At 71.1% G+C, this 11,410-nt stretch carries 13 protein-coding genes; 3 read left to right on the forward strand and 10 right to left on the reverse strand.

What is annotated here, in order from left to right; genetic code table 11:
- Together JYK18_RS33660 and JYK18_RS33665 are read left to right on the forward strand one after the other, a co-directional pair.
- Nucleotides 1–216, forward strand: a complete 216-nt coding sequence (locus tag JYK18_RS33660) for an MbtH family NRPS accessory protein (RefSeq protein ID WP_206807435.1) — start codon at nt 1–3, stop codon at nt 214–216.
- A complete protein-coding gene (locus JYK18_RS33665) occupies nt 206–1,873 on the forward strand; it encodes a fatty acyl-AMP ligase (protein WP_206807436.1) in 1,668 nt (555 codons plus the stop codon). Before JYK18_RS33660 ends, JYK18_RS33665 begins: the two co-directional genes overlap by 11 nt.
- Nucleotides 1,874–2,012: 139 nt before the next feature.
- Here the strand turns inward: JYK18_RS33665 and JYK18_RS33670 are convergent, their stop codons facing one another.
- From JYK18_RS33670 to JYK18_RS33690, 5 genes are all read right to left on the reverse strand, one after another.
- Nucleotides 2,013–3,092 (reverse strand): winged helix DNA-binding domain-containing protein, encoded by a 1,080-nt coding sequence (locus JYK18_RS33670; RefSeq protein ID WP_206807437.1) that lies wholly within the window; start codon nt 3,090–3,092, stop codon nt 2,013–2,015.
- A 13-nt stretch (nt 3,093–3,105) separates the two neighbouring features.
- Nucleotides 3,106–3,669, reverse strand: a complete 564-nt coding sequence (locus JYK18_RS33675) for a DinB family protein (protein ID WP_206807438.1) — start codon at nt 3,667–3,669, stop codon at nt 3,106–3,108.
- A 120-nt stretch (nt 3,670–3,789) separates the two neighbouring features.
- Nucleotides 3,790–4,116 (reverse strand): putative quinol monooxygenase, encoded by a 327-nt coding sequence (locus JYK18_RS33680; protein ID WP_206807439.1) that lies wholly within the window; start codon nt 4,114–4,116, stop codon nt 3,790–3,792.
- 15 nt (nt 4,117–4,131) lie between these two features.
- Nucleotides 4,132–4,908, reverse strand: a complete 777-nt coding sequence (locus JYK18_RS33685) for an acetoin reductase (RefSeq protein WP_206807440.1) — start codon at nt 4,906–4,908, stop codon at nt 4,132–4,134.
- Between the two features lie 77 nt (nt 4,909–4,985).
- Nucleotides 4,986–5,558: a helix-turn-helix domain-containing protein gene (locus tag JYK18_RS33690; RefSeq protein WP_206807441.1), complete on the reverse strand. Its 573-nt coding sequence runs from the start codon at nt 5,556–5,558 to the stop codon at nt 4,986–4,988.
- A gap of 13 nt (nt 5,559–5,571) precedes the next feature.
- Between JYK18_RS33690 and JYK18_RS33695 the strand changes: the two genes are divergently transcribed.
- Nucleotides 5,572–6,096, forward strand: coding sequence for a GNAT family N-acetyltransferase (locus JYK18_RS33695; RefSeq protein WP_206807442.1), 525 nt, complete (start codon nt 5,572–5,574; stop codon nt 6,094–6,096).
- A gap of 11 nt (nt 6,097–6,107) precedes the next feature.
- Here the strand turns inward: JYK18_RS33695 and JYK18_RS33700 are convergent, their stop codons facing one another.
- Genes JYK18_RS33700 through JYK18_RS33720 form a run of 5 tightly spaced genes read right to left on the reverse strand, consistent with a single transcriptional unit; the run spans nt 6,108 to nt 11,371 of the window.
- Nucleotides 6,108–6,527, reverse strand: a complete 420-nt coding sequence (locus tag JYK18_RS33700; protein WP_206807443.1) for a hypothetical protein — start codon at nt 6,525–6,527, stop codon at nt 6,108–6,110.
- 27 nt (nt 6,528–6,554) lie between these two features.
- Nucleotides 6,555–7,214 carry an ABC transporter ATP-binding protein gene (locus tag JYK18_RS33705; RefSeq protein ID WP_206807444.1) on the reverse strand — a complete coding sequence of 220 codons (660 nt, stop codon included), beginning with the start codon at nt 7,212–7,214 and terminating at the stop codon, nt 6,555–6,557.
- On the reverse strand, nt 7,211–7,906 hold the full coding sequence (locus JYK18_RS33710; RefSeq protein ID WP_206807445.1) for an ABC transporter ATP-binding protein: 696 nt from the start codon (nt 7,904–7,906) through the stop codon (nt 7,211–7,213). Before JYK18_RS33710 ends, JYK18_RS33705 begins: the two co-directional genes overlap by 4 nt.
- Complete coding sequence (locus JYK18_RS33715) at nt 7,899–10,487, reverse strand: FtsX-like permease family protein (RefSeq protein ID WP_206807446.1); 2,589 nt, start codon at nt 10,485–10,487, stop codon at nt 7,899–7,901. The genes JYK18_RS33710 and JYK18_RS33715 overlap by 8 nt, the downstream gene beginning before the upstream one ends.
- 11 nt (nt 10,488–10,498) lie before the next feature.
- Nucleotides 10,499–11,371, reverse strand: coding sequence for a LysR substrate-binding domain-containing protein (locus tag JYK18_RS33720; RefSeq protein ID WP_206807447.1), 873 nt, complete (start codon nt 11,369–11,371; stop codon nt 10,499–10,501).
- Nucleotides 11,372–11,410 lie beyond the last annotated feature (39 nt).

The following is an 11,410-nucleotide window of genomic DNA, read 5'->3' on the forward strand; positions in this document are numbered from 1 at the left end:
ATGAGCGACGAGCAGCACGGCCGGTACCGGGTCGTGGTCAACCACGAGGAGCAGTACTCCATCTGGCCGGAGAACCGCGAGAACCCGGCGGGCTGGCGGGACGCGGGCAAGGCCGGGAACAAGGACGAGTGCCTCGCCTTCGTCAGCGAGGTGTGGACCGACATGCGGCCGCTGAGCCTGCGGGTGCGGACGGAGGCACGCACCCATGCCGGTTAACCACGCGCTGCGCCCCGACCAGGGACACCGCACGCTGGCGGACGTGCTCGCCCGCAACCTGCCCGAACGCGCCGAGCAACGGGCCGTCGTGGTGCTCGACCGCGACGGCCGCGAAGTCTCGGAAGCCACCTACGGCGAACTGGACCGCCGCGTGCGCGCGCTGGCCGCGCTGCTGCAGCAGGTCGTCGCGCCCGGGGAGCGGGCGCTGGTGATGGCCCCGACCGGGCTCGACTTCCTGACCGGGTTCTTCGCCTGCGCCTACGCCGGGGTGGTCGGCGTGCCGGTGCCACCGCCGGAAGCGGGCGCCAAGCAGCTCGCCCGGTTGCGCAGCATCGTGAAGGACGCTTCTCCGGCCGCGATCCTGACTACTGCGGGCATTGCTGGTTCGGAGGCGGCGTCGGAGTTCGGGTCCGCGCAGTTGATCGTGGTGTCCGAAGTGGATGATCAGCTGGCGGAGCTGTGGACGGATCCCGGTGTGAGTGGTGGCGATGTCGCGTTCTTGCAGTACACGTCGGGATCCACGGCGGAGCCCAAGGGGGCGATGATCACCCACGCCAACGTGGCCGCCAACCTGGCCGCGGTGTGGCAGATGGCGCATGTTGAGCCCTCGCATGAGTTGCGGATCGTCAGCTGGCTGCCGCTGTTCCACGACATGGGGTTGCTGCAGCCGTTGTTGACCTTCTACACCGGCGGGCACCTCGCGCTGATCCCGCCGATGGAGTTCCTGCTGCGGCCCGCGGTGTGGCTGGAGGGGATGTCGCACTACCGCGGTGAGTTCAGCTGCGCGCCGAACTTCGCTTATGACCTGTGCGTGGCGAAGTTGTCGGAGTCGCAGCGGGCCGGGCTGGACCTCCGAAGCTGGCGGGCGGCGGTCAACGGGGCGGAACCGGTTCGCCACGACACGATGGCGCGGTTCGCGGAGGCGTTCGGGCCGTGCGGGTTCTCGGAGTCGGCCATCAATCCGGCGTATGGGCTGGCTGAGGGGATGGTGTACGTCAGCGGGGTGCGGGAGCCGGGGGACGTGCGGTATCTCGATTTGGATGTGGAGGCGCTGGAGTCGGGGCGGTTGGTACCGGCGGAGGGCGGGCGCCGGATTGTGGGGTGTGGGCGGGTACCGGCGAATCTCTCGGTGCGGGTTGTGGATCCTGGGACGGGGCTTCCTGTTGAGGCGGACCGGCCGGGGGAGGTCTTGATTGCTGGGGAGAGTATTGCGGCGGGGTATTGGCAGCGGCCGGAAGCCACCGCGGCGAAGTTTGGTGGGGGGTGGTTGCGTACTGGGGATTTGGGGTTTGTGTATGAAGGCCAGCTCTTTGTGCTCGGTCGCCTTGATGACATGATTATTGTGGATGGGCGCAATCATTATCCGCAGGATATTGAGCTGACGGTCGGGGAGAGCCACGAACTGCTCGATCCGAGTCGGTGTGCGGCCTTTGCGTATGAAGTGGATGGTCAGACTCGGGTCGGGATTCTCGCCGAGACGGCTCGGGGGGTGCCGGTCGACTCACCTGAGGAGGTCACGGAGGCTGTTCGGGCGGCGGTGGTCGCTGGGCATCAGTTGGGGGCGGTCGTGCGGATCTTGAAGCCCGGTGGGTTGCCCCGGACGACCAGCGGGAAGGTGCAGAGGGCCAGGAGTCGGGCGCTCTTTCTCGAGTGGTAGGAGGGGTGGCCGCCCCGATTTTTTAGTGTGACTACGGCGAAGACCCTGATGTCAAGGCGGGAAAGATGCCTTGACATCAGGGTCTTCGCCGTGTTTGGGCTGTGGATCGGGGGCGGGGAGGTGTGGGCGGGTCGTGTGGTCAGGTCTCGGTGTGTTGTTTCAGGAATTCTTCTAGGGTCTCGCGTTCGTTGTTGAGGGCGGATTGTTCTGGTTTGGTGAACGGGCGTAGTTGGTCAATAGTCACCACGCCCGTAGTGGTGGTGGTCCAGGTGGCGGAGACTCGGCCGTCTACCAGGACTACCCGGGTGCCGGCGACGGAGAGGCCCTTGTGCTCGTCGTCGATGATGCGGGAGCGGTCGTGGTAGCCGAGGATCGCGTTGTCGAAGGCGGGCAGGAAACGCACGGGGGCGGGGGTGTCCGGGTCCGGGCGCGGGGCGTCCGGCAGGTCCAGTAGTTCCCGGCCGCGTTCGTCGCGGAAGGTGACCAGGTCGTCGCGCAGGGCGGAGACGGCGGCGGGCAGGCCTGCGACGCCGGACCAGGCGCGGACGTCGGCGGTGGCGGCGGGGCCGTAGGCCGCCAGGTAGCGCCGTACGAGTGTTTGGCCGACGGGGTCCGTCTCGTCTTGGGGGAGTGGGTCGATTTCTTTGCCCAGCCACGAAGATATCGGCAGGTATCGTGCGCCTGCTTTTTCCTGCCAGAGGCCGCGCGGGGGTAGCTGCACTGCTGGGATGAGGGCGGCTAGCAGGATTTCGCCCAGGGGGCGGGTGCCTGTCTCCGGCCATTGGGTGGCTACCGCGCGGGCCAGGTCGCCCATGGTCCGTGGTTGGTCGTCGGCCAGGATTTTTTGGGCTGTGGTGGTGAGTTCCTCCAGGTCTACCCCGGCGAGTTCGGTTCGGTAGACGCCGAGCACCTTTTGGCGCAGCATGGCGTCGTGGCGGGATCGCCAGGCCAGGGCGTCCGCGGCGGTGACCAGGTGCACCGTGCGGCGCATCAGGTGGGTGCGTACTACCTGCCGTGTGGTGAGCAGGTCCGAGAGTTCTGCCGGGTTGAATCCGCGCAGTCGCGAGAACAGTCCGAAGAACGGTTCCTGTGGTTCTTGGGCCTGCATCCCGCACAGGTGGGTGACCGCGTCGAGTGCTGAGACGTCCGCGTGGTCGAGCAGGAACTGCCGCGCCAGGGTGGCGCGGTTGAGCGCCCGGGTGCTGAGTACGCCGGTCATGCCGTCCCCTCGATCAGCTCTGCGTCTGGCCGTCGATCGTTTCACGCAGGATGTCCGCGTGCCCGGCGTGCTGCGAGGTTTCGGCGATCAGGTGCATCAGCGTCCGGCGCACGCTCCGGCTGGCACCCGGCTCGTACCACGGGGCTTCGGGTAGCGGGTGCGCCGCCGAGAGGTCGTCGACCCCGGCGATGATCTCCTCGGTTCGGGCGGCGACCTCCTCGTACCGCGCGATCACCCCGGCCAGTGTTTCCCCGGGCTGCATCCGGAACTCGTTCCAGTGGTCGATCGCCCATTGCGGGTACTCGCGCGCGGTCCCGGCCATGAACTCCGCCCAGGTCACGCCCTCGGGCAGGTCGTAACGCACAGTCGACGAGCCCTCCACGGCCATCCGCACCGCGCTCTCCTCGATGGAGGCCACGTGCTTGATCAACCCGCCGAGGCACAGGGTGCTGGCGGTCGGCTGCTCCCCGGTCTGTTCGTCGGTGAGGCCCCGGGTGGTGCTGGTAAGCGCGGCGCGGGCGGCGGCGAGTTCGGCGAGCAGGTCGGTCCGCTCGGCGTCGAGGGAGGAGGTGGTCACGGCAGCGTCCTTCGGGTCGGTGGTGTCCGGTACCGCACCAGCCTCGCAGGAGAAGCGGCCAGGGTGTGTCCTAATGCCCGGATCGCCGGTACGCCGTCGTGGCGTACCGGCGAAGCGGGGTCAGTCGCGGACGGCCAGCTCGCCCAGTTCGGACCAGTCGTCCTGGTCGACCTTCGCGTTGACGATCCTGGGCGTTTCCGCCAGGTACGGCGGCAGGTCGCGCTGCGCGGCCTTGAAGTGCTCCGAACCCACGTGCGCGGCCCCGGCGTCGTCGTCGCGGAACGCCTCGACCAGCACGTACTCGTTCGGGTCGTCGAGGCTGCGCGACCAGTCGTACCAGAGGCAGCCCGGTTCGGCCCGGGTCGCCTCGGTGAACGCGCGCGAGATCTCCGGCCACCGGTCCGCGTGCTCGGGGCGGACCCGGAACTTCGCGGTAATGAAGATCATCTCTCTCCTTTCGGGTCAGGCGAACTGGATTCCACCATCGATCATCACCGACTGCCCGGTCATGTAGTCCGAATCGGGGGAGGCCAGGTACGAAACGTAGGACGCCACGTCCTCCGGCACCGACACCCGGCCGAGGTGGATCAGGTTGGCGTACTTCTCGATCGCCTGGCCCTTCCGGATGCCCTCGGACTCGGCGAGCTTCTCGTCGATCAGGTCCCACATCGCGGTCCCGACGATGCCGGGGCAGTAGGCGTTGACCGTGATGCCGTGCTTGGCCCACTCCATCGCCGCGGCCTGGGTCAGCCCGCGCACCGCCCACTTCGACGCCGAGTAGTGCCCGAGCAGCGCGAACGGCCGGTGCGCCACGATCGACGCCGCACCGATGATCTTGCCGCCGCCGCCCTGCGCGATCATCTGCTTGGCCGCGGCCTGGTAGCACAGGAAGATGCCGCGGGCGTTGATCGCCATCATCCGGTCCCAGTCCTCCGGGGTCACCTCGAGCAGCGGCAGCACCTGCGCGATGCCCGCGTTCGCCACCATCACCTCCAGCGAGCCCAGCGCGTCCACGGTCTCGGCGACCATGCGGGTGACCGACTCCGGGTCCGACACGTCCGCGGTGATCACCGCCGAGCGGCGGCCGGCGTCGCGGATCTCCTTGGCCACGGTCTCCAACTCGCCCGCGTTCGCCGGGATGTCGTTGACCGCGACGTCGTGCCCGTCGGCGGCGAGCCGCAGCGCGATCCCCTTCCCGATCCCTCGGGCCGCACCGGTGACGAGTACGTTCTTGCTCATGCGATGACTCCTTTGTGGTCGCTGGGCCTGAACGGAAAGTAGGCGGGCCCCGGCGGCACCGGCAGAGTCGCGCTGTCTCAGTTTGAGACAGCCCCGCGCGGGCGCATGATCAACGCGGCCACGAAGTACCGGCAGGTCACCGCGCCGCGGTTGGCGTAACCGTGCGGCGTGTCCGCGGCCAGGTACAGCGAATCCCCGGCGGCCAGTTCCACCTCGCGGTCCCCGACGGACATCGTCAGCGCGCCTTCGGTGACCGCGATGAACTCGTGCGACCCGGCGGCCCACGGCCCGTAGGTGCCCGGTTCACAACCCGGGGGGAGGGTGACCGCGATCCACTCGAAGTTGACCCCCGGCACCACCGGCGTCAAGATCGTCCGGCTCCAGCCGCCGGGCTCGAGCACGTGGTCCTGCTCGGCGGCCCGGCGCAGCACCACCCGCTGCGCCTCGGGGTCCTCGATCAGCCGGGTCAGCCGCACGCCCAACCCGGTGGCGATGCGGTCGAGCACCACCACGGTGGACGCCTTCTCCCCACGCTCCACAGAGGACAGCATGCTCGCGCTGACCGACGACCGGTCGGCCAGCGCCTGCAGGGTCATGCCGCGTTCCGCCCGCAACAGCTGAACACGCTTGCCCAAGGCGACGAGATCCATCTACGCTATAGTAATGAACTCGTCCGCTATAGTGAAGAGCCTGCGGGTGGCGACCCGCGAAGACCTTCCGGCGATCGCCGAGATCTACGCGCACTACGTGCGGACCAGCGTGGCCACGTTCGAGCTGACCCCGCCCGACGCCGCCGAGTGGGAACGCCGCTTCGCCGCGGTGACCGAGGCGGGACTGCCGTTCCTGGTGGCCGAATCCGATGGTGCCGTGGCCGGGTACGCCTACTGCGTGCAGTGGAAACCCCGGCCCGCCTACAAACACGCCGTGGAGAACTCGATCTACCTCGCCCCGGACGCGGCGGGCCGCGGCTTCGGCGGCGCCCTGCTCGACGAACTGCTGGCCCGCTGCGCCCAGGCAGGGATCCGCGAGGTGATCGCGGTCATCGCCGACTCCGGGGACCCGGCCTCGGCGGAACTGCACCGGCGCCGGGGCTTCACCGAGGTGGGCCGGCTTCGCCGGGTCGGCTTCAAGCACGGGCGCTGGCTGGACACGGCGTTGTGGCAGTGCAGCCTGACCCCGCCGAGTTGACTCGGAACGGGCTACCGGAGCTTGGCGCGGAACCAGTCCGGCAGGTTCTGCTCGGAGCGGTAAAACCGTTCCTGCTCCAGCACGTACTGATCGGCGGCCGGGGGCACCCCGAAGGCGGGCTCGTTGTCCCGGTCGAACTTCGCGTGGAAGGTCGCGGGCGGATCGATCACCAGCCTGAGCGAGAACCAGGTCCCGAGTCCCTCGGCGTACATTCCCTTGCGCAGCCTGGACAGCGGCTGGGAAACCTCCTTCGGGGCCCGGACCTGCTGGACCGAGCCGTCGCCCAGCCGGGCCGCGAAAGCCGGGCTCGCCTGGCGGCCGAGCACCAGGAAGTCGAAGATCAGCCGCTGCCAGCCCGCGGGGGCGGCCGCCGTCAGCGTCTTCGTGATCTCACCGAGCAGTTCGTTCTGCTCGATCGGGTTCAGCGTCATGCGTTGGGGCTCTCTCCAGTTCGCCGGTCAGTCCAGTGCGGCGGTGAGCACGCCGTCGAGCAGCCGCACGCGGCGGTCGGCGATCTCGTGCACCCGGTCGTCGTGCGTTGCGGCGATGACCGCGGCGCCTTCGGCCGCGCACTCGCGCAACAGCCGCAGCACCGGTTGGATGCTCGCCCCGTCGAGGTGCGCGGTCGGCTCGTCGGTCAGCAGCACCTTCGGCCGCCCGCTGACCGCGCGGGCCAGCGCCACCCGCTGCTGCTGCCCGAACGACACCTCGGTCGGGTAGCGCTCGGCCAGCTGCTCCACGCCCAACGCGGTGAGCAGCTCGGTCACCCTGGCCGTGATGTCCTCACCGGTCGGCCGCAACCGCAGCGGCAGTGCCACGTTCTCCGCCACGGTCAGCTCGTTCGCCAGGCCCAGCGCCTGCGGCAGCACCGCGCAGGTGTGCCACGGCGGCGCGTCGCTGATCGGCATCCCGTCCAGGTACACCGAACCGGCGTCGGGGGAGTCGAACCCGCCGAGCAGGGCCAGCAGCGCGCTCTTGCCGGATCCCGACCGGCCCGAGACCGTGGTCAGCTCCCCGGCGTGCACCTGCAGTTCCAGCCCGCGCAGCACCTCGACGTCCCCGCTGGGGTGGGCGAACCGCCGGTGCAGGCCCACCGCGCGCAGTGCGGGTTCGGTCATGCCGCCCGTCCTCTCCGGTCCTCGACCCCGGCCACCCTGCCCTCGGCCAGCCACACCACGCGCGAGCCCAGCGCGATCAGCCGGTCGTCGTGCGAGGCGGCCACCACGGTGAACTCGTCGGCCACCAGGTCGGCGATGGTTTCCAGGACCAGGTCCGCCGACGCGTCGTCCAGCTGCGAGGTCGGCTCGTCGGCCAGGATCACCGCCGCGCCACGGGCCAGCGCGCAGCCGAAGGCCAGCCGCTGCTGCTGCCCGCCCGACAACGCGGTGAGCTGCCAGTCCGCGGTGTGCGCGAGCCCGAGCCGCGCCAGGATCGCGGGTGCGTCGCAGGTGCGACGCGCCGACCGCGCCGCCGCGTACAGGTTGTCCTCGATGGACAGATACTCCAGCAGGTTGTCCAGCGGCTGCTGGAAAACCATGCCGAGGTGGTCCCGGCGCAGCAACCGGCGGGCGCGGTGACCCAGTTCCGTGGTGTCGGTGGCGTCGAACCGCACCACCCCGCGCGAGGGCCGGTCGACCTGGCCGAGCACCCGCAGCAGCGTGGACTTGCCCGAGCCCGACGGCCCGGCGAGCACGGTCAGCCCCCGCGAGGGCACGGTGAACGCGGCGTCGTGCACGGCGGTCACCAGACCGGCCGGCGTCGGGTAGTCCACCCCCACGCCGGTGAGCTGGAACATCGGGACGTCAGGCACGCAGCAACTCCGCGGTCCGGGCGGTGCGCACCGAGCGCACCGCGATCCAGCCTGCCATGGCCACCACCAGCAACGCCGCGGCGACCGCACCGAGCACGAACCACGTCGGATCGGGCGGGGCCGAGCGCGGCGCCAGCCAGCGCGCCGGGTCGAACCGGGGCGCCGAGATCGCCGCCACGGCCACCCCGCAGGCCACCCCGGTCACCACCGCCATCCCGGCCAGCGCGCCGTGCTCGATCAGGTGGCTGCGCAGCAGCGCGCGCGGGCGCATGCCCATGCGCAGCACCAGCGCGCCGGCCAGCGCGTTCTGCCGCCGCCGGACCTCGACCGCGACCAGCAACGCCAGCACGGCGACCACGCCCAGCACCCCGCCGAGCACGATCACGAAGCTGAAGGTCCACTCGACCAGCAGGAACGGCAGCGCGTCGAGCGCGGTCTGGCGGCTGACCTCGTTGGGGTGGGCCAGATCCGCCGCGGCCAGCGCCCCGGTCAGCCCGGCCAGCGGCAACTCCGAGAGCACCGTCCACTTCGGAACGCCGGTGAGCTGCTGCGGGGACAGCGAAGCCCGCGAGATCACGTACCCCGGCTTGCCGCCGATGATCGGGAACATGGCCAGATCCGCGACCGGCACGGCGTTGCCGAGGTTGGGCAGCACCGCGCTCTGCGAGGGCCGGTGCCCGACCCGCAGCGCGGGCACCCCGTCCGGGCCCGCCGGGCCGAGCCGGTCCAGCAGTGCCGGGTCGAAGTCGCCGAGCCAGGCCGATTCGGCGAAGGTGGCCGGGTCCACCACGAGCACCACGCTGCCGGTGCCGGTCAGCTCGCCGACCACGGTGCTGTTGCCGCGCAACGCCTCCGGCAACGGCACTTCGCCGGTGCCGATCGGGGATTCGGTGTCGGCGCGGGAGTTCGCGCCGACGAACAACCCGGACTTGGTCTCCAGCGCGTTCCGCTGGCCGTTGGCGATGCCGTTGCCCGCGGCCAGCGTGCCCAGCGCGAGCACACCGATCACCAGCACCCCGGTCACCGGGGCGCGGGCCCCGGCCAGCCGCCGGATCGCCAGTTGCAGCGCCGGACGCGACCAGAACCGCGCGCGGTGCGACGCCGCGAGCAGCAGCCAACCCAGCCGCGCGGCCACCAGCCCGGCGGTGAGCACCACAAAAACCGGGTAGGTCAGCGCGAGCGGGTCGATCGGCGGCACCGGATCGGTGGCCTGCAGCGGCGGCCGCTCGACCAGCCGCAGCCAGCCGACCAGCGCCAGCGCGGCGGCCCCCAGCTCCCACGGCAGCCAGAACAGCACCTGCCGCATCCGCCCACCGCTGACCCGGCCGAGCTGGAACTCCCGGTGCACCCGCACCGCGACCACCCCGGCGAGCAGCAGGACCGACAACGCCAGCACCCCGGCCGCGGCGGCGACCGACAGCAGTTTCGCCGGCGCGCTCGCCGCACCCGGCGGCCCGTAGACCCCGAGCATGAGGTGTGCCAGGCCGGTACCGGCGGCCCCGCCCAGCAGCAGCGCGACGCCCAGTTCCGCCACCGCGAGCCCGCCCAGCGCCAGCGGTCCGGCCCCGCGCGTGACGTGCAGCCGGACGTGCCGGTAGCGGCGCTGGTACCACTGCAGGCCGACGGTGCCGATGCCGCCGAGTCCGACCAGCACGCTCAACGCGGCCAGCGGCAGGATCGAGTCACGCACGTTCTCCTGCGCCAGCCGCGCGATCTCGGTCGAGATCGCGAACGGCGCCCCGGCGTCGAGCCGGGTACCCGGGCCCAGATCGGCGCGGACCGCGGCGACCAGGTCGCTCGCCCGGCGGGTCTGGTCCTCGGCTTCGGCCACGGTCGCCGGCACGGGCGCGTCGAAGGTGATGCGCATCGACTCCAGCCCCGGTGCGCCCGCGGCGGCGACGGCCTGGAAGAAGCTCGCGCGATCGGTGGCGAACACGATCGCGCCACCGGCCGGGTCGATCTTGCGCTGCTGCACCGCCAGCGCCTGCTGGGAGCACCACCAGCGCGGCGCGGGGTTCAGCAGATCCTGGTACACCCCGACGACCGGCGGCATTTCACCACCGGCCCCCCGCGTGCCGAGGCTCAACCCGGCCTGGGAGAACAGGTCCTTGCCCATCCACATCCCGGGCGCGCGGCTGCCGTCGAAGAGGGTGAGCTGGTCCAGTCCGCCGTCGGTGTAGCCGAGCCGGGTCTTGTAGTTGGTACCGGCGAACTCGACGTTGTTCAGATCCGGGGTGTACATCGCGACCCGGGGTTCGCCGAAGCCGTGTGCCGGGGCGTGCCGCCGGACCGCATCGAGCGTCGCGGGCACGGTCTCCGGGGCGATCCCGCGCTGGATGAACGAGGGCCCGTACAGGTCAGGGCAGGTGGTCTCGGCCTGCGCGGCGACCGTCGCGCCACCGGCCGCCGAAGCGTGCAGGACCGCCGCCCCGGCGAGAAAGCACGACAGCAACGCGGTGACCCCGGCGACGAGCAGCGTGAGCGGACTCGACAACGCGGCTCGCGGGGCGTTGCGCCAAGGACCGGCCCCGCGGTGCTTCTGAAACGTAGCCGACGTGGCCGACCCCCTGCGACTGCGCATGGAACCGCACGTTACCGCGCGGCGTCAGGAGAATTCCCCGAGTTGACCACTTTCGCCGAGTTCGTGACAAAGGTGTGCAGTGCGCTGAGTACCGCCGCGATCGCGGGGCGTGCCCGGGAACCCTGCCGCAGCACCGCGTCGATCCGGCGGTACCGGTCCAGCGGGGTGCACGGCACGTCGGTGCCCACGAGCGCGAGACCGGGCAGGATCGCCGCGCCCGCACCACGGGCGAGCAGCGCGGCGATCATCGGCAGCCCGTCGAACTCCCAGCGCACCGCCGGTTCGATGCCCAGTTCCCGCAACAGCCGGTCGGTGCCGGGACGCGACGGCTGCCCCGGCGGTGCGCACAACCAGGTCCCGCCGCCGGGATCACCGGCCAGGTAGAGCGGGTCGCGGTGCAGTACCTCGCGGTGCAGGCCGGGTTCGGCGGGCACGTGGTCCAGCCAGTCGTCGACCACCGCGATGTCGGTCTCGCGGGTGCGCAGGCGCCGCAGCGACTCGTCCGGGCTGTGCTGGTGCAGCACCAGTTCGAGGTCGGGATGCGCGCGGCTGACCTCGATCAGCGCGCCCGCCCACGCCGCGGCCGCGGTCGGGATGGTGCTGACCACGACCCGGCCCCGCACGCTCGTCCCGGCGAGATCGGCTTCCGCGGCCTCGGCGGCGTCGAGGATGACCGCCGCGTGCGCGGCCAGCGCGTGCCCGGCTTCGGTGAGCGTGGCGCTGCGGGCGGTGCGCTCCAGCAGCGTCCGGCCGACCTCGCGTTCGAGCACGGTCAACTGCTGCGACACCGCCGACGCCGAATACCCGCTCGCCGCCGCCGTGGCGGCGATCGTGCCGTGCACGGCGAACTGGTGCAGGAGCGCGAGGCGACGGAGTTCGAGCATCACAGAAGCTTACGCTCACCCCCACTGAGTCCCGCTGTA

Source organism: Amycolatopsis sp. 195334CR (genome assembly GCF_017309385.1).
In the GTDB taxonomy this organism is placed as follows: domain Bacteria; phylum Actinomycetota; class Actinomycetes; order Mycobacteriales; family Pseudonocardiaceae; genus Amycolatopsis.

Excerpts from the sequence above, each read along its gene's own strand:
- JYK18_RS33660 (WP_206807435.1), top strand. The coding sequence starts at position 1 with ATGAGCGACGAGCAGCACGGCCGGTACCGGGTCGTGGTCAACCACGAG.
- JYK18_RS33665 (WP_206807436.1), top strand. The coding sequence starts at position 206 with ATGCCGGTTAACCACGCGCTGCGCCCCGACCAGGGACACCGCACGCTG.
- JYK18_RS33670 (WP_206807437.1), bottom strand. The coding sequence starts at position 3,092 with ATGACCGGCGTACTCAGCACCCGGGCGCTCAACCGCGCCACCCTGGCG.
- JYK18_RS33680 (WP_206807439.1), bottom strand. The coding sequence starts at position 4,116 with ATGATCTTCATTACCGCGAAGTTCCGGGTCCGCCCCGAGCACGCGGAC.
- JYK18_RS33685 (WP_206807440.1), bottom strand. The coding sequence starts at position 4,908 with ATGAGCAAGAACGTACTCGTCACCGGTGCGGCCCGAGGGATCGGGAAG.
- JYK18_RS33690 (WP_206807441.1), bottom strand. The coding sequence starts at position 5,558 with ATGGATCTCGTCGCCTTGGGCAAGCGTGTTCAGCTGTTGCGGGCGGAA.
- JYK18_RS33695 (WP_206807442.1), top strand. The coding sequence starts at position 5,572 with ATGAACTCGTCCGCTATAGTGAAGAGCCTGCGGGTGGCGACCCGCGAA.
- JYK18_RS33700 (WP_206807443.1), bottom strand. The coding sequence starts at position 6,527 with ATGACGCTGAACCCGATCGAGCAGAACGAACTGCTCGGTGAGATCACG.
- JYK18_RS33705 (WP_206807444.1), bottom strand. The coding sequence starts at position 7,214 with ATGACCGAACCCGCACTGCGCGCGGTGGGCCTGCACCGGCGGTTCGCC.
- JYK18_RS33715 (WP_206807446.1), bottom strand. The coding sequence starts at position 10,487 with ATGCGCAGTCGCAGGGGGTCGGCCACGTCGGCTACGTTTCAGAAGCAC.
- JYK18_RS33720 (WP_206807447.1), bottom strand. The coding sequence starts at position 11,371 with ATGCTCGAACTCCGTCGCCTCGCGCTCCTGCACCAGTTCGCCGTGCAC.